At 44.7% G+C, this 21,426-nt stretch carries 17 protein-coding genes and 1 pseudogene; 5 read left to right on the plus strand and 13 right to left on the minus strand.

The window, feature by feature from the left end; translation table 11 throughout:
• Positions 1-10: 10 nt before the first annotated feature.
• Together AB4493_RS03575 and AB4493_RS03580 are read left to right on the plus strand one after the other, a co-directional pair.
• Positions 11-1,045: an extracellular solute-binding protein gene (locus tag AB4493_RS03575; protein WP_017059628.1), complete on the plus strand. Its 1,035-nt coding sequence runs from the start codon at positions 11-13 to the stop codon at positions 1,043-1,045.
• A gap of 210 nt (positions 1,046-1,255) precedes the next feature.
• Positions 1,256-2,293: an extracellular solute-binding protein gene (locus AB4493_RS03580; protein ID WP_017059627.1), complete on the plus strand. Its 1,038-nt coding sequence runs from the start codon at positions 1,256-1,258 to the stop codon at positions 2,291-2,293.
• 94 nt (positions 2,294-2,387) lie between these two features.
• On the opposite strand, the gene cobB is transcribed toward AB4493_RS03580, so the two are convergent.
• The 11 genes from cobB to AB4493_RS03635 all read right to left on the minus strand — a co-directional run bounded on the left by cobB (position 2,388) and on the right by AB4493_RS03635 (position 13,943).
• Positions 2,388-3,122 (minus strand): Sir2 family NAD+-dependent deacetylase, encoded by a 735-nt coding sequence (gene cobB, locus AB4493_RS03585; protein WP_017063867.1) that lies wholly within the window; start codon positions 3,120-3,122, stop codon positions 2,388-2,390.
• Positions 3,123-3,378: 256 nt separating this feature from the next.
• Complete coding sequence (locus AB4493_RS03590; protein WP_017059625.1) at positions 3,379-4,599, minus strand: ammonium transporter; 1,221 nt, start codon at positions 4,597-4,599, stop codon at positions 3,379-3,381.
• Between the two features lie 378 nt (positions 4,600-4,977).
• On the minus strand, positions 4,978-5,394 hold the full coding sequence (locus tag AB4493_RS03595) for a hypothetical protein (RefSeq protein WP_048658737.1): 417 nt from the start codon (positions 5,392-5,394) through the stop codon (positions 4,978-4,980).
• On the minus strand, positions 5,378-6,451 hold the full coding sequence (locus AB4493_RS03600) for a formate dehydrogenase subunit gamma (protein ID WP_372154525.1): 1,074 nt from the start codon (positions 6,449-6,451) through the stop codon (positions 5,378-5,380). Before AB4493_RS03600 ends, AB4493_RS03595 begins: the two co-directional genes overlap by 17 nt.
• A 13-nt stretch (positions 6,452-6,464) precedes the next feature.
• On the minus strand, positions 6,465-7,073 hold the full coding sequence (fdh3B, locus tag AB4493_RS03605; RefSeq protein WP_004742271.1) for a formate dehydrogenase FDH3 subunit beta: 609 nt from the start codon (positions 7,071-7,073) through the stop codon (positions 6,465-6,467).
• Positions 7,074-7,084: 11 nt separating this feature from the next.
• On the minus strand, positions 7,085-9,940 hold the full coding sequence (locus AB4493_RS03610; protein WP_372051345.1) for a formate dehydrogenase subunit alpha: 2,856 nt from the start codon (positions 9,938-9,940) through the stop codon (positions 7,085-7,087).
• 10 nt (positions 9,941-9,950) lie between these two features.
• The gene (locus AB4493_RS03615) at positions 9,951-10,151 is read right to left on the minus strand and encodes a twin-arginine translocation signal domain-containing protein (RefSeq protein WP_008217926.1); all 201 of its coding nucleotides are present in this window, start codon (positions 10,149-10,151) and stop codon (positions 9,951-9,953) included.
• A 78-nt stretch (positions 10,152-10,229) separates the two neighbouring features.
• A complete protein-coding gene (locus AB4493_RS03620; RefSeq protein ID WP_017059621.1) occupies positions 10,230-10,868 on the minus strand; it encodes a molecular chaperone in 639 nt (212 codons plus the stop codon).
• A gap of 9 nt (positions 10,869-10,877) precedes the next feature.
• Positions 10,878-12,545: a 4Fe-4S dicluster domain-containing protein gene (locus AB4493_RS03625; protein WP_372154526.1), complete on the minus strand. Its 1,668-nt coding sequence runs from the start codon at positions 12,543-12,545 to the stop codon at positions 10,878-10,880.
• Between the two features lie 299 nt (positions 12,546-12,844).
• Positions 12,845-13,492 (minus strand): DUF3306 domain-containing protein, encoded by a 648-nt coding sequence (locus AB4493_RS03630; protein ID WP_372154527.1) that lies wholly within the window; start codon positions 13,490-13,492, stop codon positions 12,845-12,847.
• Positions 13,482-13,943: a DUF3305 domain-containing protein gene (locus AB4493_RS03635; RefSeq protein WP_017059618.1), complete on the minus strand. Its 462-nt coding sequence runs from the start codon at positions 13,941-13,943 to the stop codon at positions 13,482-13,484. The genes AB4493_RS03630 and AB4493_RS03635 overlap by 11 nt, the downstream gene beginning before the upstream one ends.
• Before the next feature lie 455 nt (positions 13,944-14,398).
• Between AB4493_RS03635 and fdhD the strand changes: the two genes are divergently transcribed.
• The gene (gene fdhD / locus AB4493_RS03640; RefSeq protein WP_137001783.1) at positions 14,399-15,220 is read left to right on the plus strand and encodes a formate dehydrogenase accessory sulfurtransferase FdhD; all 822 of its coding nucleotides are present in this window, start codon (positions 14,399-14,401) and stop codon (positions 15,218-15,220) included.
• Between the two features lie 222 nt (positions 15,221-15,442).
• On the opposite strand, the gene AB4493_RS03645 is transcribed toward fdhD, so the two are convergent.
• Positions 15,443-17,026: an ABC-F family ATPase gene (locus AB4493_RS03645; RefSeq protein ID WP_372154528.1), complete on the minus strand. Its 1,584-nt coding sequence runs from the start codon at positions 17,024-17,026 to the stop codon at positions 15,443-15,445.
• Between the two features lie 462 nt (positions 17,027-17,488).
• Here AB4493_RS03645 and AB4493_RS03650 point away from each other — a divergent pair, with 462 nt between their 5' ends.
• Positions 17,489-19,834 carry an ATP-binding protein gene (locus tag AB4493_RS03650; protein ID WP_372154529.1) on the plus strand — a complete coding sequence of 782 codons (2,346 nt, stop codon included), beginning with the start codon at positions 17,489-17,491 and terminating at the stop codon, positions 19,832-19,834.
• Position 19,835: 1 nt separating this feature from the next.
• Positions 19,836-20,723: a mechanosensitive ion channel family protein gene (locus AB4493_RS03655; protein ID WP_017059614.1), complete on the plus strand. Its 888-nt coding sequence runs from the start codon at positions 19,836-19,838 to the stop codon at positions 20,721-20,723.
• Between the two features lie 130 nt (positions 20,724-20,853).
• Here the strand turns inward: AB4493_RS03655 and AB4493_RS03660 are convergent.
• Positions 20,854-21,417, minus strand: a pseudogene (locus tag AB4493_RS03660) (methyl-accepting chemotaxis protein); the annotation flags it as partial.
• Positions 21,418-21,426: the final 9 nt, after the last annotated feature.

The raw sequence follows: 21,426 nt of genomic DNA on the forward strand, positions 1-21,426 counted from the left end.
GCTAACGTCAATGAAAAAATGGGCTACTCTATTAGCTGGTAGTGCATGTGCGCTTTCAATGTTATCTGCACCATCATTTGCAAAAGATAACAAAGAATTGGTATTCATGAATTGGGGACCTTACATCAACAGTGAGATTCTAGAACAGTTCACTGATGAAACTGGTATCAAGGTGATCTACTCGACTTACGAGTCGAACGAAACCCTGTACGCAAAGCTAAAAACACACAACAAAGGCTATGACCTAGTTGTGCCGTCGACTTACTTCGTATCTAAGATGCGTGACGAAGGTATGCTACAAAAGATCGACAAAACTAAGCTGAACAACTTCAAGAATCTAGATACTAACTATCTAGATAAGCCGTACGACCCAAGCAACGACTACTCTATTCCACACGTAGTTGCGATCACAGGTCTTGCTGTTAACACTGACATGTACGATCCAGAAGATTTCCAAAGCTGGGCTGATCTATGGAAGCCAGAGCTTGAAGGTCAACTGATGATGATGGACGACACTCGTGAAGTGTTCCACATCGCACTGCGTAAGTTAGGTTACTCTGGTAACACAACCAACGAAAAAGAGATCGACGAAGCGTACGCTGAGCTACAAAAGCTTATGCCAAACGTTCTAGTATTTAACTCAGACAACCCAGGCGCGCCTTACATGTCTGGTGAAGTGGGTCTTGGTATGCTGTGGAACGGTTCTGCTGCTGCAGCGCAAAACGAAGGTCTACCAATCAAACTAGTTTTCCCTAAAGAAGGCGGTATCGGTTGGGTTGATAACTTTGCGATTAGCTCTGGTGCGGTAAACGTAGAAGCAGCTCATAAGATGATTGATTTCCTACTTCGCCCTGAAATTGCTGAGCAAATTTCTCGTGACACAGGCTACCTAACGGCCGTTAAAGCGTCTAACGAGAAGTTCAAAGATAGCCCTGCGCTATTCCCATCGCAAGAAGACCTTGATCGTGTTGAATGGCAAGCTGCGGTTGGCGATAAGACAGTGAAGTATGAAGATTACTTCATGAAACTTAAAGCAGGTCAGTAATTTAGCTTATTATCTAACTGTGGCTAAGTAACCAGTTTACTTAACAGGTCAACGTAGATAATCAATAAGTTAAAAATAAGAATATCAATGAATAGGCAGCTTAGGCTGCCTATTTTATTATATCGCTGCTATAATATAGCGCGATTTTTCGAAATCCTTTACCTTGGGTTCACTACCCAGCTCCAAATCAAACAAATGAACGGAACAGTAATGAAAAAAACACTGTATACCGGCGCATTGTGTGCTGCTACTTTACTTTCTACACCCTCTTTCGCAGCTGACCAAGAACTGTATTTTTACAACTGGTCTGAATATATTCCAAATGAAGTACTAGAAGACTTCACAGAAGAGACGGGCATTAAAGTCTACTACTCAACTTATGAGTCTAACGAAAGCATGTACGCTAAGTTAAAAACTCAAGGTACGGGTTACGACTTAGTGGTTCCTTCTACTTACTTCGTTTCTAAGATGCGTAAAGAAGGCATGCTTCAAGAGCTTGATAAAACCAAGCTAAGCCACTTTGCAGATTTGGATCCAAATTACTTAGATAAGCCATTTGACCCAAATAACAACTACTCAATCCCATACATCTGGGGTGCGACGGGTATTGGTATCAACTCAGACATGCTAGACAAGTCTTCAGTTAAAAACTGGGGCGATCTGTGGGATACGCAGTGGGAAGGTCAACTGATGATGATGGATGACTCTCGTGAGGTTTTCCATATCGCTCTATCTAAACTGGGCTACTCTCCAAACACGACTAACCCTGAAGAAATCAAAGAAGCCTACGAAGAACTTCGTAAGCTAATGCCAAACGTATTGGTATTTAACTCAGATTTCCCAGCGAACCCTTACCTAGCAGGTGAAGTGTCTCTTGGTATGCTTTGGAATGGTTCTGCTTACATGGCACGCCAAGAAGGCGCAACGATTGACATTATCTGGCCAGAAAAAGGCGCTATCTTCTGGATGGACAGCCTAGCAATTCCAGCAGGCGCTAAGAACACTGAAGCGGCTCATAAGATGATCGACTTCCTTCTTCGCCCAGAGAACGCTGCGAAAATTGCTCTAGAGATCGGTTACCCGACACCAGTTAAAACCGCTTACCCTCTTCTTCCTAAAGAATTTGCTGAAGACAAGAACGTTTTCCCACCACAATCAGTGATGGATAACGGTGTGTGGCAAGATGAAGTTGGTGAAGCGAGCGTTATTTATGACGAGTACTTCCAAAAACTTAAAGTAAACAACTAAGTTATTGTTAGTTAAGAAGTTAAGTAAATAAAGCGGCGTAAGCCGCTTTATTTTTTCAGATTCAGAAACTGATGTGTGTTATTAAAGACAAGGCTTAGGCCGTTAAAGAACCTTTCTCTGTACATAATAACTCGCCAACCAGTTTAGGCACCTCGATACTCGCCTTGCCGTAGCGCTTCTCTTCAAATTCACTTTCAACCGCACTTGGTTCGAGGTTTATCTCGATAGTATGTGCACCATGCATTTTCGCATCGTGAACAAAGCCTGCCGCTGGATAAACAACACCTGAAGTTCCGATAGAGATAAACAGATCCGCTTCTTCCAGTGCGGAATAAATGTCGCCCATTCTTAGTGGCATTTCGCCAAACCAAACAATATGTGGACGCATTTGTGCAGGGATTTGGCAGCAATGACAAAGTTCACCCGTTTCAATATCGCCTTTGTGCTCTACAACTTGATTGGATTCACTGCAACGCGCTTTTAAAAGTTCACCATGCATGTGAATAATGTTGTTGCTACCGCCTCTCTCGTGCAAATTGTCGATGTTTTGAGTAATGATGGTAACTTTGCCATCAAGCTTGTCTTCGAGCTCTCCTAGCGCCTTGTGGGCTGAATTGGGCTGAATGCTCTCACTTTGCAGGCCGTGACGACGCTTGTTATAGAAGGCTTGTACCAAGTCAGGATCTTTTGCGAACCCTTCAGGCGTCGCTACATCTTCGATTTTGTGGTTTTCCCATAGCCCGTCTTGTGCTCGGAATGTTTGTATCCCCGACTCTGCAGAGATGCCAGCGCCAGTAAGAATTACGATATTTCGATATGGGAAATGCATATAACGTCCTTTTAGATATGTCACTTTGTAACAGCTTAGCACTGTTCAAATTCCAACAATAGTTTTGGGGATTAGACCATAGTCTTAGGCAACTGAATTCATTGGCTATTTGTGACATAACTCGCTTGATAGTTGTGGTTGTTGTTACTCAAATTCTCTGTTTTGCTATCCATAGAAACAAAAAAGCGACCGAAGCCGCTTAGTTCTGTTCAACAGTTGTCTACTTGATGTGCTTTACCCCACCAAGTGAACAACGTTAGTCTTCGTTGATAGAAGAGATCTTATGGATAGAAAGATCCGCACCGTTGAATTCATCTTCTTCACTTAAGCGTAGGCCTGTTAGTTTGCTCAACACACCGTATACGATTAACGCGCCGACGAAAGCAACAGCAACACCTGCGACTGTACCAATCAACTGAGAAGCAAAGCTCACGCCGCCTAGACCCCAGAAAGCTTGTTGGCCGAAGATACCAGCAGCAACGCCACCCCAGGCACCACATACGCCGTGTAGAGGCCATACACCCAGTACATCATCGATCTGTGTTTTGTTTTGCATATAAGTAAATAGGTAAACAAACAGCGCACCTGCCACACCGCCCGTCACCAAAGCGCCAAGTGGGTGCATCAAATCTGAGCCCGCACAGATAGCGACGAGACCAGCCAAAGGACCATTGTGGATGAAGCCCGGGTCATTTTTACCTGCAATTAGAGCCGCAAGAATACCGCCAACCATGGCCATGAGAGAGTTCATTGCCACGAGACCGCTGATGCCATTGATCGCTTGAGCTGACATCACGTTAAAGCCAAACCAACCCACACATAAGATCCAAGAGCCTAGTGCTAAGAATGGGATATTCGATGGTGCGAAGTTGGTGTGTTTGCCTGCACGGATTCGACCTTTACGCATCCCTAAGAAGTAAACTGCGACCAAAGCAATCCAACCACCTACGCCGTGAACCACTACCGAGCCTGCGAAGTCATGGAACACGTAACCAAACTGACCTTCTAGCCAATCTTGGAATCCAAAGTTGCCGTTCCAAATGATGCCTTCAAAAAATGGATAGATGAAACCAACCGTAAACAGTGTCGCAATCAAAATTGGATAGAAACGAGCACGCTCTGCGATACCACCAGAAACAATCGCAGGAATTGCCGCTGCGAATGTCATTAGGAAGAAGAACTTAACCAGTTCATATCCGTTGCCTTGCGAAAGTGTTTCTGCGTCTGCAAAAAAGTGTGCACCGTAAGCAACCCAGTAACCGATAAAGAAGTAAGCAATGGCGGAGACACCAAAGTCGGAAAGGATCTTAACCAGCGCGTTGACTTGGTTCTTCTTTCGCACGGTACCGACTTCGAGAAACGCAAAGCCAGCATGCATCAGGAAGACCATGATTGCGCCGAGTAATAGGAATAAAGTATCTGAACTTTGGGTAAGGGTTTGTACTGCACTATGAACTTGAGTCACCGTTTCACTCATTAAAGCATTCTCCTTCGCTTTATCTGATTTGCACTGATATCGTGCGATTCAATGTTGTAATTAATTAAAGACTCAACAGTGAACGCAAGATGCGTTCCAAGTATGAGGGGTAATTTTCGTGCAACAGGTTTTGTTTTTAACTTATTGATTATTAAAGTCTAAATATTTAGGTGCACTTTTATGGTCCTTTACACCAAAAAAAAATCGCAACGACAATTGCACCAAATAAGGGAGTTGCACCATATTGAAGCGGTCAATAAGTAGGTTCTGATGCAGATAGCGGCTGACAACTATTTACGGTTCCGGGGACTTAAAAACAAAAAGCCCAGTTCAATGAATCACTGGGCTTTCTTTAGATATGTCATTAACGTCTCAGCGTTACAGGTTTGGTCCTGTCGACGGGTTTTGCGGTAGGTTTTGACTTAAACGCTGCATGCCTTGATACATACGGATAAACCAAACCACAATCGCAACACCACCGAACAACATGCCTACATACGGTATGTAGTAAGCGATGTCATCGATAATATGATTTTGATACCAGTAATCGTTCACACCGATCAACACGCCATTAGAGGTCGCTACTGTCACGATAAGTACAACAAAGAACGTCAAGTTCAAGAAGAACGAGCGAATCAAGCCGTAGTAATGGGTATCCACTACTTCGCCGTCTTCACCTTTATCTAAACGATAGCCCGCGTAGATGATGGCAACCACACCAGAGAGAAGACAAGTAAATGGCGTAAAGCAGCTTAGTATGTAAGCGACCCAAATACCTTTATGAGGTTTGTTCATTCTTATTCACCCCTTCCGTTTTCTCTGTTGCTGCGTTAGCGCTTTGTTCAACGCCGTTTTTCTCTTGTTCCATCACTTCTTTGTACCAAAGATCATGGTGCTCTTTAGCCCAAGTCTCATCAACTTCGCCTGTTACCATGCCTTCTAGTGCCCCTTCCATACCGAACAAGCCGATGTAGATGTGGAACACGAAACCACAGATAAGGATCAAAGCAGCCAACATGTGGACTAGGTTTGAGAGCTCCATATCTCGACGGGTTTGACCGAAGATTGGGAAGTCTAAAACCAAGCCACTGATCGCAGCCACACTACCCATAACAATCAATAGCCAGAACAGTGCTTTTTCACCCGCGTTCGAAAACTCTGCAGATGGATGAGTACCTTTATGTTTCCCAACCATACCGCCCAGTTTCATGAACCACTGTACATCGACCATCTTGAAAATAGACTTGCGCCACCACTTGATGAGAACAGCCATCAACAGCACATAGAAAATCGGGCCGATGTAGTTGTGGTATTGCTTCGCCAATAGAACGATGAAGCCCCAAAGGTCTGTTGGAATGTACGGCTTCAAGAAGTGCTTACCGTAAACCAACATCAAACCACTGAACGCCAGTGTTAAGAAGGTAAACGCCATACTCCAGTGCAAGGCACGGTCTAGTCGAGACCAACGTTTGATCTTACGGCCTGTTCTTGGCGCGCTTAGCATTAGCGGGCCAATCACAACGTACATCAAAGTCACGAAAGCAATACTGCCAAAGATAGCGACGGCACCGGCTGGTGACATCCACTTCTCTTTCAATATGTACCACGTTTGACCTGGAGTACTGATCAACACACCATGCTCAGCTGATTGAGATGTGGTGTAACCTTCCTCACCGTTTCTCACTTGTCGCCAAAAATCGGCGCCAGCAAGTTGTGTGATTTCTCGTTGAGCAGAGCTCGATTGAGTTTGTGATGAGTTCGTCTCAGATGCATGACTCAAAGGAGACAGCATTGTTAGTGCTGCCAACATTGGCAGCACAACAAGGAAGAGACGCTTAAACATTGTAAGCATATGTCTCTCCTACTTAGCTCTTAGTCGCATCGTAAGAAAGGTCATTGCCGTCTGTCCAGCCTGCACCCTTCGCACCACGTTCAACAACACGCTGGCGGAATACATCAGAGACTTTCTCTGCATCACCCGCTAGCAGTGCTTTGGTCGAACATAAAGAAGCACACATTGGTAGCTTGCCTTCAGCAATACGGTTCGCACCGTACTTCTGACGTTCTTCCACAGAACCTGGCTCTGTTTCTGGGCCGCCAGCACAGAAGGTACATTTGTCCATTTTACCGCGCTCACCAAAGGCTTCCTGTTTAGGAAATTGAGGTGCGCCAAACGGACAAGCAAACAAGCAGTAACCACAACCGATACACAGATCTTTATTGTGAAGTACGATGCCGTCTTCCGTATGTTCAAAACAGTCTGCCGGGCAAACTGCCATACAAGGGGCATCAGTACAGTGCATACACGCTACTGAGATAGAGTTTTCACCTGGTTCGCCATCGTTCAGTGTCACAACGCGACGACGTTGAATACCCCATTCCAGAGCATCATCATTTTCATTCTTACATGCAGTGACACAACCGTTACATTCGATACAACGCTTGGTGTCACAAAGAAATTTCATTCTAGCCATTTTAAGACTCCTTACGCTTTACGAATATTACAAAGGGTTACTTTCGTTTCCTGCATCAAGGTGACAGGGTCGTAACCATATGTGGTTGCTGTATTGGCTGCTTCGCCAATAACGTAAGGATCAGTGCCTTCTGGGTACTTAGAACGCAAATCTTCGCCTTCGAACTTACCACCGAAGTGGAACGGCAAGAACGCCAAACCCGGTTTAACACGACGAGTAACCATCGCTTTCACCTTGATGCGGCCTTTCTCAGCACCTTCAACCCAAACATCATCGCCATCTTTGAAGCCAATGTCGTTTGCGTCTTTCGGGTTCACTTCAACAAACATCTCTTGTTGAAGTTCTGCTAGCCATGGGTTTGAACGTGTTTCTTCACCACCACCTTCGTACTCAACCAGACGACCAGACGTAAGAATAATCGGGTATTCACCAGACTTATCTTGGTCTTGAATGGATTTGTACAACGTAGGAACACGGAAGATAGCTTCTTTGTCGTCCCACGTTGGGTAATCAGCAACTAGGTCGCGACGTGGCGTGTAAAGTGGCTCACGGTGCAGTGGTACACGGTCTGGGAATGTCCAAACAATCGCACGTGCTTTCGCATTACCAAATGGGATACAGCCGTGTTTAATTGCCACACGTTGGATACCACCTGAAACGTCAGTCTTCCAGTTTTTGCCTTCAGCAGCCGCTTTCTCTTCTGCAGTTAGATCATCCCACCAACCCAGTTGTTTCAGTAGTTTGTCACTGAACTCTGGGTAGCCGTCTTTGATCTCACAGCCTTTCGAGTAGCTGTCTTCTGCCAGTAGGCTTTGACCTTCAAACTCAACACCAAAACGAGTACGGAAGTTACCACCACCTTCAGCAACCGTCTTAGACGTATCGTAAAGGATGTGTGTACCCGGATGTTTCATCTCTGGTGTGCCCCAACATGGCCAAGGTAGACCGTAAGTCTCGCCATTTGCTGGACCGCCTTCTGCTTCTAGAGACGTTTTGTGGAATGTGTGCCAATTCTGTTGGTGCTCTTTCAAACGCTCAGGGCTTTGGCCTGTGTAGCCGATTGTCCACATACCTTTGTTGAATTCACGTGTAATATCTTCAATCAGTGGTTGGTTGTTCTCAACACGGATGTTTTTGAACAGCTGATCAGAGAAACCAAGCTTCTTAGAAAGCAGGTACATGATTTCGTGGTCAGGTTTAGATTCGAATAGAGGATCAACAACCTTGTCACGCCACTGTAGAGAACGGTTTGACGCCGTTACACTGCCGTAGGTTTCAAACTGAGTCGTTGCTGGTAGCAGGTAAACGCCGTCGGTACGATCATTCATTACCGCTGCAACCGTTGGGTATGGGTCAACAATAACCATCATATCCAGCTTCTGCATCGCTTTTTTCATCTCTGGACCACGAGTCTGAGAGTTCACCGCGTGACCCCAGTAGAACATGGCACGGATGTTTTCGCGTTGGCGAATCTTGTCTTTGTCTTCAAGTACGCCATCAACCCAACGAGATACAGGAATACCTGCACTGTTCATTGGTTTTTGACCGCCGTATGCGTTGTCGTCGAAACGGCCTTTCACCCAGTCAAAGTCGATATCCCAAACTTTTGACCAGTGACGCCAAGAACCTTCAGACAAGCCGTAGTAGCCTGGAAGTGTGTCTGACAGTACGCCAAGGTCAGTTGCGCCCTGTACGTTATCGTGACCACGGAAGATGTTTGCACCGCCGCCTGATTTACCGATGTTACCTAGCGCAAGCTCAAGTACACAGTAAGCGCGTGTGTTGTTGTTACCAGTCGTGTGCTGAGTACCACCCATACACCAAACGATACAACCCGGACGGTTTTCAGAAAGTAGTTTCGCGGTGTGGTATACGTCTTTTTCACTAACACCAGTTACGCGTTCAACTTCTGCTGGGTTCCACTTCGCGACTTCTTCACGGATCTCGTCCATGCCGAATACACGTTGTTTAATGAACTCTTTGTCTTCCCATTGGTTTGCAAAGACGTGCCATAACACACCCCAGATAAACGCAACGTCAGAACCTGGACGAAGAGAAACGTAGTGATCTGATTTCGCAGCAGTACGCGTACGACGAGGATCCGCAACAACGATCTTACAGTTGTTCTTCTCTTTCGCGATCAAGATGTGTTGCATCGCTACTGGGTGAGCTTCCGCTGGGTTTGAACCAATGAACAGCATCGATTTACAGTTGTGCATGTCATTGAACGAGTTTGTCATTGCACCGTAACCCCAAGTGTTCGCAACACCGGCTACTGTGGTTGAGTGACAAATACGTGCTTGGTGGTCAACGTTGTTGGTGCCCCAAAGCGAAGCCATCTTACGGAATGCATAAGCTTGCTCGTTACTGTGTTTCGCACTACCTAGGAAGTAAACTGAATCAGGGCCAGACTCTTTACGAAGTTCTAGCGCTTTGTTACCGATCTCTTCAATCGCTTGTTCCCAAGAAAGCTTCTTCCACTTACCGCCTTCCAATTTCATTGGGTACTTAAGACGACGTTCACCGTGGCCGTGCTCACGAAGTGCTGCACCTTTCGCACAGTGTCCACCAGCGTTGAATGGGTGATCGAATGCAGGCTCTTGACCTGTCCATACGCCATTTTGAACTTCAGCGTAGATACCACAACCCACAGAACAGTGAGAACAGATAGTACGTTTCACTTCTGTTTTCGCTTCTGGATCGACTGATTTAGCCTGTGCTTTCTTCATCATACCTGGTGCAAATAGACTTGCGCCTACCACTGCGCCACCAGCAGCTAATGAAGTGTTTTTCATGAAGGCACGTCGAGACACACCTAGCTGATTGGTTTCTTTGCTCACACTATCGGAGCGTTTGACAAGTTTCATCCGTTATCTCCTAAAGTGTGTCGTAGTAATCGCGAATGTGTTGCGTCTCACGATACCCTGTCTTCTTCACGTCTTCTTTCGAAATTTCAACAGTTTCTGAAGCGGTTGCCACTTTAGTTGTACCAGCGACAACGGCACCAGCAACGGCTGCAGTCGTCAAGCCTTTGAGTAGATCCCTACGGCTTGTATTTATATCTTTATTATCTTTCATCATTGCTTCCTTACCTTACGGTAGATCTTTTTTTGGAGGCTTAATGCCCCTCTATCGATATAATCGCGTACTGCTCGATTACTCGTAATCAGTGACGTTTTTCACATCAATCTTTAATTTGTGCTTACTGCTTTTTGTATTCACGCTAAAACGCACTTGTTCTAACGTTAAGAATGCTTCACACAGTTGAGCGGCCGATTTGTAGAAGTTCGCGCTTTCTGCCCCTTCAAGCTGACGCGTGAAAGAGTTAAACCAAGGGCCAAGGTGCTTATTGAATACCGCCTGTTGCAGTGCTTCTTCTTCAGCCGTTAGCATCGCCATCACTTCACACAGTGCTGCGATATGATCTTCCGGCTCTTTCACTTGATCGTCACGCTCAATGCCTAAAAGCTCTAAGTCATGACGAATCTCTGCCAATGGTTTTTCCATCATGGCGCCAGTGCGATGCCAAGAACCAAATGGAACGACTTCTCCACGCCCAATACCGATGAACAAATCTTGATATTCGTCTTCAAGAGCTTCACGGTTTGATTCTGTTGCCGCTTGTTGAATGGCAATCCAAGCCTTTTGCATTGCGCTTTCAGACGCTTCAATATCGAGTGTTTTTAGAAAGTCGATCACCTCTTCAGAAGGTGCGCTGCGAAACAGTGCGGATAGAACCAAATAGATCTCAGTTCTTAGTGTCTGTTCTTGTGCCTGATCCAAATTCGTTTCCAAGGCTAACTCCTAGTATTTCAATTGTTTCAATGGGTCTTGAGCCATTGAATCGAACATATCCACCACACGGCAGTCTTCACACATAGCAATACGATTAATCGCTGCTTCATCTGAAAAGTGAGAGTGACCGCGTAACTTGTTCTGTAACATGTCAATCATAGACTGAGGTGCGAATGGTTTATGGCAACGTACACATTCCGCAGCTTTCTCTTCATGAATCACAACTGCTTTTTGACGTTCTTCTTTTACCCAGTTCATACGAGGCGTAAGAGTCAGAACATTTTCAGGACATGCCTTTTCACACAAGCCACATTGAATACAGTCTTGTTCTACAAATTTAAGTGATGGAGAAGCCCCGTCGGTATGAAGTGCACGTGTCGGACACACAGCCACACAGCTCATACATAACGTACAATCTTTGCTATCACACGAAACGTTGCCGTAAGGTGCGTTTGACGGAAGCTCAACAATATTTTCAACAGGAATACGAGCTGAAGACATCGCATCAAGTGCTGTAAATAGACGTTGGCGCTTGTTGCCTTGAAGACCGCCAAGTGCAAGGTCGAGTGAATCCACACAAAGTGTTGGAGGACATTCACGTAGAGATTCTAAGTACAGAATATCGATGGTTTCTTTTGGAATACCGATTTGATCTAGTAGTTCTTGAGCAATCCCTACTTCGTTATTTAGAACACGAATGATCGTTTCTGGCATAAAGCGAGATGCGGCAAACAGAACCTGAGTTGCGCCATTAACTAAAGCTGCAAACCAAGTATCGATACCAATAGATGGCAGTTCTTCTACGACAATTGGAATCACGTTATCTGGCAGTGCTTTTAGCGCCATTACATTGTAAGTCTCATGACGAGAGCTACAGATAAGTACGATTGGATCCAGACCGCCCGCTTGCTCATAATTAGCTAGCGTACGTTCAATAAACTTTTGAGTGTCATCAGGGTTTGGCAGCGCATAGGTAATCGCTTCTGTAGGACAACTAGTTGCACAAGTACCAACGCCTTGACATAGGTAAGGGTTAATCTCAATCTTGTGACCCGTCTTATCAGAGCCTTCACTTGATAGTGCGCCAGCAGGACAAGCATCTACACAACGCTCACAGCCTTTTACGCCACGAGAACTGTGCGCGCAAAGGTCAGTGTCGAGACGGAAGAACTTAGGCTTATCAAATGTGCCCATAAGCGTTGGAATCTCTTCCAGTGCTTCAGCAAGTTTTGGATAGCCACGACCTACTGGGTAATAACCCGGTACAGGCACTTCTTCTGTCATACAGCTACTTAGGCATAAATCCAAAACCACATCAAAGCAGTCATGATTAATCGCCACTTTCGCTAGGTTATTGGTTAGGCCTTTGCTCTCGATAAGAACTTCGAACGTACCAAGGAAACCAGAAACTTGAACCGCGTTCGCGTAGTAAAGCTCTGACTCAGTATTCGTAGCTTTTACACCATCGGTTGAAAGCAGTGTCAGGCTTGTTAACTGAGGCAATTGCGCCGCAGCACTTTCGATGATCGCCGTTGGACCAATAATCAGCGTATTACCACCGCTTTCATAACTGACTGTCGGTGGAATTAGGTTTGTTAACTCAACTGTATTTTCAAATGCATACAGCCTTGCTTTCGCGTTATTTGAAGTTGCTTGTTCTAATAATTGTTTAAGCATTGCTCAGTTCCATCTTTGGACATGGATAATCTGTTCAACCTTCATTGTAGTAAGCGATAGAGAACTTGCTGAGTAATCCGTTAACAACTAACCCTTTAGCCAGTGTGCCGCTCGTCAGACCGTGAACTCGTCTATCTACAAAAAAGTTGATAATGAACGTTATTTAGCAAATGCCATGCCAATTTAATATGCCTTATATTTCAGTGGTTTAATTCTTTATAACGTTTATTGTGCGTATAAAAAAACCGCTTGGGACATTTTGTCGCAAGCGGTTCATTGAGTGTTTAGTCAAAATGTACCTATTCTTTGTGTGGTATATTTTGTCCCACCTCTTTTGGGTCATTTTCGATAGCATCGGTGTCGAAATTATCCGATACTGTGTTTTTGTACAGTTCTTTTTGTTGTCCCGTAATTTCGTCACTTTCAACAAGGTCTGATTCCGCTTCTTCAGCGTTGTTAATTGAACCTTCTTCCTTATTTTCAGTGACTTGCTCTTGTTCGCTTGAGGTTTCTTCTTCTGCCTTCTCTTTTACCCAATCACGTAAGCTTTCAGCGACACCTTCAGAAAGTGACTTAAGATTACTGTAATCGTCATCGTAATCGTCTAAGCCATCACGTACGTTAAACTCTTCTGAGAGAAATAACTTACGTAATGCGGCTTTTTTTACGCTTTCTGATGCTTCTGATACCAATAATTGAGCCATAGACAGCTCTTCAGTCGCCTCTGATGCCGACTCTTTAGTGTCACCTGACTCTTCTAAAGCGTTAGTTGGCTCGATAGAAGCTGGGTCATTTGGTGCGAGTTCTTCAGCAGAGGTGCGTGTTTGAGAAGCAGACTCAGGAGAGGTAACCGAGGTTTCCTCAAGAGGCTGTTCAGCTTCACGCGCTTTATCAGTCGATTCATCGAACTTTCGTTGAGACCAACGGCTAAGAAAGTTAGTTGCCATTTGATCGACCCGCGCCTTTACGTTTCTTACGTCTTGCTTCTAATAACTCGCCATGACGACCGATGAATGCTTCCATCCAAGCTTGTACAGGCAATGGCATGTCGTAAGACAATACTTGGTTATCTCCGTCCATGTATTGGCCTGCGACTGTTTGTGATGCTGTCAGTAATTGAATAATAGGTTTACCGGAGTCAACATTATCCATAACTAAGAATAGCTTAGGTTGCTGAGAGCTTAGATTGAAGCGGTAGTCGGTACGTTCGTCTTTGTGCAACTGAAGCAAACATACGTCTGGGGTTTCATGTTCAGGTGATAATTCAAAACCGATGAGTTCCCATTGAGTTGTTACCCAAATGCCAGTTTTGATCTCTTTCTCTATTCTTTGGACACCGATTGGCCAAGCTGCTTCTGTTTTTTCATATTGTTCTTTGAATTCTTTTATCTCAGACATACTTCACCCAATTGATTTTCTTTGGTCTGAATGCACTTAGGACATTTTGTACTGTGTGCATTCATATACACCCCATAAAGCAATAAACACGCCAATACGGATTAACTGCGAGAGCGTATCTATAGCGTTCGTTATCAAGTTGTCACTATAACGTTAGTCGATACTGGTTATTTCAGACAACTCCACCCGGTGAACTCTCATATTTTGCGCTATTTTAATCTAATGCTTCATGTTTCCATCAATCCCCGTTATTTTGGAATAAGATTTGCTTTAGCTAATTCGCTAATGTTCTTCACAGAGCTATGTATTCACAGATCTATGGCATGTTCGAGAACGATAATCGAAATCTAGGCCATAGCGAATCAACAAACTAGCGCATTAATGAATGAGAGCCTTATTGCTCTTGTTGACTTCTTATCTCATAAAATCGCTATCTCATTAAGTAGGAAATGACTGTGGTAAAACCAAACATAATAAAAACCAGTGAGAACCCTCTTCAGACAATCGAAGTTGAAGTGTTTGATGAATATGGCGAAAAGCTAACGAAACAGATCGCGTGTGAGCGCCCTCTTACCGTGATGTTGAACTGGAAAGAGATCGTAACCTTAATGACATTGGGCTCTCGTCCTGAGTCATTAGTATTAGGCTATTTGAAAAACCAAAGCTTCCTTTCCGATCCGGAAGCGGTTGAATCTATTATCATCGATTGGGAAACCAGCTCTGCTGCGGTTATCACCAAAGAAGATACAAGCCAACTTGAGCAAGCGCTTAAGAAGAAGACAGTAACCTCTGGCTGCGGTCAAGGCACTATGTATGGCAACGTGATGAAGCAGTTGGAAGATTACCAAGTGCCTCAAAACAAGATTAAGCAATCTGAAATCTACACAGCGCTTGAAGCGTTGACTCATTACAACGATACCTACAAGAAAGCAGGTGCTGTGCACGGTTGTGCGGTTTGCAAAGACGACAAGGTTCTATCGTTTGTTGAAGATGTTGGCCGACACAATGCCGTTGATACATTGGCTGGTGAGATGTGGCTTAACAAAGAGTCAGGTGAAGACAAGATCTTCTATACCACAGGTCGTTTAACGTCTGAGATGGTGATTAAGGTTGCTCAGATGGGTATCCCTGTTCTACTGTCACGCTCTGGCGTTACACAAATGGGCTTAGATTTAGCGCAGAAGTTCGGCATCACTACGATTGCTCGCGCTAAAGGTTTACGCTTCCAAGTGTTCACGGGTGCAGACAAGATTGACTTTGATGTGAAAGGTGAATAATCAGCAGTCGGAAAAAAGCGTAGGTTTGATTGGTGATTCACTAACCGCTTCTAATTGTAAAGTTCTGATGTAAATAGTTAGTGACCCATCAAGGATAAATACATAGAAACTTAGCTAGATACAAAAACGCCGTCATGCTTTTTAGTATGACGGCGTTTTTAATTTTCAATTTATAGCTTAATTTCCAACGCATAGAGTTGAAAACTAAGGCTAACTTAAAGCTTAGCCGCGTGCTTTCAAGAACTCAGCGTAAGTACCGCGGAAATCGTTGATCTTGCCATCTTTGATTTCAAGGATACGAGTTGCAAGCGAGTCTACGAATACACGGTCGTGAGATACGAAGAACAATGTGCCTTTGTAGTTCTCAAGAGCCAAGTTAAGCGCTTCGATAGATTCCATATCCATGTGGTTTGTTGGCTCATCCATTAGCAGGATGTTTGGTTTATGCATCATGATCTTACCAAGAAGCATACGACCTTGCTCACCACCAGAGATAACCTTTACAGATTTCTTAATGTCGTCTTGACCAAATAGCATACGACCTAGGAAGCCACGAACAACTTGCTCGTCTTCGCCTTCTTGGCGCCATTGGCTCATCCAATCAAACAAGTTCATGTCTGTCTCGAAATCGTGTGCGTGATCTTGAGCGTAGTAACCGATGTTTGAGTTTTCAGACCACTTGTACTCACCTGTGCGAGGCTCAAGAGCGCCAACTAGTGTGTTAAGTAGTGTTGTTTTACCCACACCGTTCTCACCGATGATAGCAACACGCTCACCTACTTCGAAAATACCGTCGAACTTGTTGTATAGGTCTTCTTCAAAACCTTGAGATAGGTTTTCAACCACAAGTGCGTTACGGAATAGCTCTTTAGACTGTTCGAAACGGATGAATGGGTTTTGACGGCTAGACGCTTTAACTTCGTCTAGTTGGATCTTATCGATCTGCTTAGCACGTGACGTTGCTTGCTTCGCTTTAGATGCGTTAGCAGAGAAACGAGATACGAACGTTTGAAGTTCAGCAATTTGTGCTTTCTTCTTAGCGTTGTCAGACAGTAGACGCTCACGAGCTTGAGTCGCAGCCGTCATGTACTCATCGTAGTTACCTGGGAATAGACGAAGTTCGCCGTAATCAAGGTCAGCCATGTGTGTACAAACAGAGTTTAGGAAGTGACGGTCGTGCGAAATGATGATCATTGTGCAGTTACGTTGGTTTAGCGTATCTTCCAACCACTTGATGGTGTCCATGTCCAGGTTGTTCGTTGGTTCGTCAAGAAGCATGATATGCGGGTCTGCAAACAGTACTTGAGACAATAGAACACGAAGTTTCCAACCCGGTGCTACTTCGCTCATCAGACCGAAGTGCATTGATTCTTCAATACCTACCGCTAGAAGAAGCTCACCAGCTTTAGCTTCTGCCATGTAACCGTCCATTTCAGCGAACTGAACTTCAAGGTCAGCCACTTTCATGCCGTCTTCTTCGCTCATTTCTGGCAAAGAGTAAATGCGGTCACGCTCTTGCTTAATAGCCCAAAGCTCTTTGTGACCCATGATAACCGTGTCGATTACCGTGAATTCTTCGTAAGCAAACTGGTCTTGGTTTAGCTTAGCAACGCGCTCGTTTGGATCGTAGCTTACGTTACCAGCACTTGGCTCAAGTTCACCAGATAGGATCTTCATGAACGTCGATTTACCACAGCCATTCGCGCCGATTAAACCGTAGCGGTTGCCTTCGCCGAACTTAACTGAAATATTTTCGAAAAGTGGCTTAGCGCCGAATTGTTGGGTGATATTTGCTGTGGAGATCAATGCCATTACCTTTTTAATGTGAAAAACGCCGCAACGTTACTTGTTCAGGGCTTTAACTGCAAGTATTGATTGCAATTACTGGCCATTAAGTAAGTGATAACATAGCCAAATCATAGTTTGAACTGACTCACATTTTTGGTTTTCTATTTATCGCCGTAAAACCGTCGATTTTAAGGAAAAACAAAATATCGAACAGCGCACCATAATGGGCGGTATATAACGTCCCAAATCATGCCAACCATTGAATATATCGTATGCTGATTGGTCACAGTAAAAGCCAACCCGATCAACGCAACAGAAGACATAATAAAGATGCTCAAATACTAGCCTAATCCCTGACAATTTCATGACAAAATCGCTCGAAACAGGAATAAAGTACTCGCCCCCGACACGGGGTTGGATTTCACAAAGTCAGATTATCTAACTATAGTAATCCTAACCTCATAATTCTAAGAGACTTTTATGCGTTCACTATCGCGCTTCTTAATCCTCACTTTGGCCATTCTCTCTTGGCCTAGTCATGCCAACTTGGAATATGACTTACAATCTCAGCCGCAGGTATCCGATTCTGCTGTTGATCTCGATGATCGAATTGATTCGTTACCCGACCCCCTCTTTATGGAACCGTCGGACAGACGCCAAGTCAATATATTGCTCGCTGAAGTGCTACAAGTTCAAAAGCAGGAAATCAAAACCTTCGAGCAACAGATAAAAGCCTACAGAGCGAACAACGACGCCGATCAATGGTTTGCCGTTCAAACCAGTTACGTCACTTTGAATAGCTTGAATGTGAGCAAGCAACACCTGTTAGAGCAGACGAATTCCGCTAATAAAGAGCGCCTAACGGGTTTTGGCCCCTACGGCGTAACTCAATTTAAGCAAGAGTGGGAATTAACCAAGCTCAACATTGAGTATCTTGTTTACTTCCAAATTCGTAGCTTTAAAGCGCTCGTTAAAGACATCTTTATTTCGCCAGTGCCTGTGATTGGTGCATCGTTAAAAGTGTTGTTTATCTATTTTGGTTTAGCGTGGTGGCTTGCCAATAGCACTCGTTTGATTGAGTTGTTCAGAATTAATTTTCTTGAAGCGAAAACGAACCCTCCATTTTTAGTACGTGTGATCTGGTACATCAGCCGCGCTGATCGTGCGATTGCTTGGTTAATTGCGATTACGCTTTCTCTAAGAATGCTCTCCAGCATCCCTAGCCTGCAACACCTGATTTTCCTTGAGATCTTCACTTGGTGGATTCTAGGTGGTTCGATTGCTATCAGCTTTATTTTGGAATTTGCGTATCGTTTGGGCCGCACATCTAATCAAGAAGTGATTGCGCTGCGCCTATCGACCATTCGCCGTTATGTTTGGAGCTTCATTGTTGCGGGTGTGACTTTGCAAATATCGAGTATCACGCTAGGCAAAGGCACTATCTATAGCTGGATCTACAGCGCCCTATTTTTCTGGTTTGTACTGGTTACCATTTCAGTGCTTAGATTATGGCGTGCGAAAGTCTTCGATACGCTGCAACACATCTCTGATCGTCCGGTATGGGTGAACTGGGCAGTAAACCGCAAGGATACCTTCTTACTTAATATATTGGCGACGGCCATTGGCATCGTATGGTTGAGTGTTTACAACTTCCAACACCGCATCATGGCCTTACTGTCTAATTACACACTGTTTAGCCAAGCTTTGGCGTACCTGTTTAGAATTGAAGTGGCTAAGCAGTCTGACCTTGACAAGAGTCAGCAAAACTTGGTTCGAATCAAAGGCGATCAAACCTATGAATACATTCTTCCGGGTAATATCGACAGCACGCTGATTGATTACGCCGGTGATGAGGTTAAGCAACTGTCTCGCTACTTGATGTCAGACAGCCCTGCTATCTGTATTGTTTCAGGTGAACGTGGTGTGGGCGCAACAACGCTGCTTTATACCCTGCTGCACAAAGTCTCTAACGCTGAACCTGTCTACGTAAGTTGCCCTTACGCTGGTTATCAAGAGCTGTTAGCGCATCTAGCGGTGAGCATCGGCTTGGAAGAGAAAGCGACTGAGATTCAGATCTTGGCTCACCTTCGTAAAAGCAAGACCACGTACTTGATTGCGATCGATAATGCACAACGTCTAGTTAAGCCAATGGTTGGCGGCTTGTCTGATCTGATACGTTTAACCAATCTACTGCGTCGTTCTAAAAAGAACCACCGTGTCGTGATATCGATCGCCAAATCAAGCTGGCGGTTTGTCGATCGAGCGCGTGGCGAACGTTTGCTGTTTGACTTGGTGTGTTTCCTTCCGCGTTGGACAGAGAAACAAGTCGGTGAGCTTCTAAATAGCCGTATTAATACGGAGCTTGAGAAGCCGTTATCGTTTGATGGTTTGGTGGTGCCTAAACAGTGGGACCAAGATGACATGAGCGAGGAAGATCGCGCACGCCAAGGCTTCTACCGAATCTTGTGGCATTACTCTGATGGTAACCCTACCGTTGCGTTGCGCTTCTTCCGACTCTCATTGAATCGAAACAAAGATACCGATCAAGCCGTGGTGCGCTTGTTCCATGTTCCAGAAGCACAAGAACTAGAAAACATGCCAAAACCTATGCTGGCTGTGCTTCGTTCTATCGTGCAGTTGGAAATCGCGTCTCCGGAAGTCTTGTCTGATTGTACGCAGCTAAGCACGGCTGAGATAACCGGCATTCTGCGTTACTTTGAAAGCCGTGGTTATATTGGTTGGCATGAAGAAAAGGCTCGAATTTCCGAGCACTGGTTCCGCCACATTACTAACGTTCTCGACCGTCAACATCTACTGGTGAAGTAAAATGAAGAAGTTATTTATCCTACTATTTGTTGGCTTGGCAAGTGCTGTCAGTTTCCCGATCTTTGCGACGGAAGAGTTAGCCAATGTAGAAAACATCTCAAAGATAGCGAGTCTAGTGCGATGGAGCGGCGTGTTCTTCTCCATGATCGTTATTGCTGCGATGTGGTTACTGCTTAAGTTTATCAACTCGATGGTGACCAGTTTTGGTAGCCAATTCGTGCAATACCGAATGCTGCTACAGAAACTGCAGTCGTTTACTCAGTTCTTTATCTATGTGAGCACAGGTCTTATCGTGTTCATGATGAGCTTTAGAATCAACGACCAAATACTGGCTTTGATTGGTGGTACCCTCGCCGTGTCAGTCGGCTTTGCGCTTAAAGATTTGGCAGCTTCATTCATCGCGGGCATCACGGTAATGATTGATAGGCCCTTTCAAGTTGGTGACCGCGTCACGTTCGAAGGCAACTACGGTGATATCATTACCATTGGTTTGCGTTCAGTGCGAATGAGAACCCTGAACGATGACATCATTACCATTCCGAACAACAAGTTCTTAAATGAAGTGACCACCAGTGGTAACTACGGTGCGTTGGACATGCAGGTGGTGATTCCGTTTTACGTTGGTATGGATGAAGACATCACCCTAGCCCGCGATCTAATTCAAGAAGCGGCGTCTTCAAGTCGTTATATCCACTTGCCGAAACCTGTAACGGTTTTGGTTAAACAGACGATTACCGATAACTACCTAGCAATACAGCTAACTTGTAAGGCTTACGTTGTGGATACTGCGTATGAGAAGCTGTTTGAAACCGACATTACTTTGCGTGTGATGAAAGAGTTTAAGAAGCACAACATCAACCCACCGAAAATTTCAGTAGCGGCGCATTAGGCTTGATGCTTTAGACGTTTGTTGCTTATAGCAAATGACTAGCCATAAATAAAAACACCTCCGAACTTATCGCAAGTGCGGAGGTGTTTTTTATGAGCTTTTTATCTTTAAGCTAATAGTCCTATTGATGCTAAACCTTAAAGTATTTCAATTGCTCAGTAAGGTGTTCTGTAGTGTTCGCCATTTTCTGACTGTCTTCTGCGAGCGATTGTGAGGCTTGGAGTACCTCATTTGCAGCGAGATGAATCCCAGTAACACTTTCACTCATTTCAGTGGCTACCGTGCTTTGCTGCTCCGAGGCTGCGGCAATTTGTGCCACCATGTCATTGGCGTTATGCAGTTCATTCACAATCACATCGAGTTGTTGACGGGTTTCGTTAGACGCGACAACACTGTGATCAACCTTCTCGTTACTGCTTTGCATTGCCTTAAAGGTCCGTTCTGCTTGTTGAGTCAGTTTCTCAATCGTGGATTGCACTTCGTTAGTTGAATTTTGAGTGCGGCTAGCAAGATTTCGAACTTCATCAGCAACCACTGCGAATCCTCTGCCTTGCTCTCCTGCACGTGCCGCTTCTATTGCTGCGTTGAGCGCTAACAAGTTCGTTTGTTCTGATACATCACGAATCACACCAACGACTTGGCTTATTTCAGTCACGCCTGATTGCAGATCTCTGACTAAGTTATTCGCGTTACTTAATTTCAT

It is taken from the genome of Vibrio sp. 10N.222.55.A1 (assembly GCF_041473835.1).
In the GTDB taxonomy this organism is placed as follows: domain Bacteria; phylum Pseudomonadota; class Gammaproteobacteria; order Enterobacterales; family Vibrionaceae; genus Vibrio; species Vibrio crassostreae_C.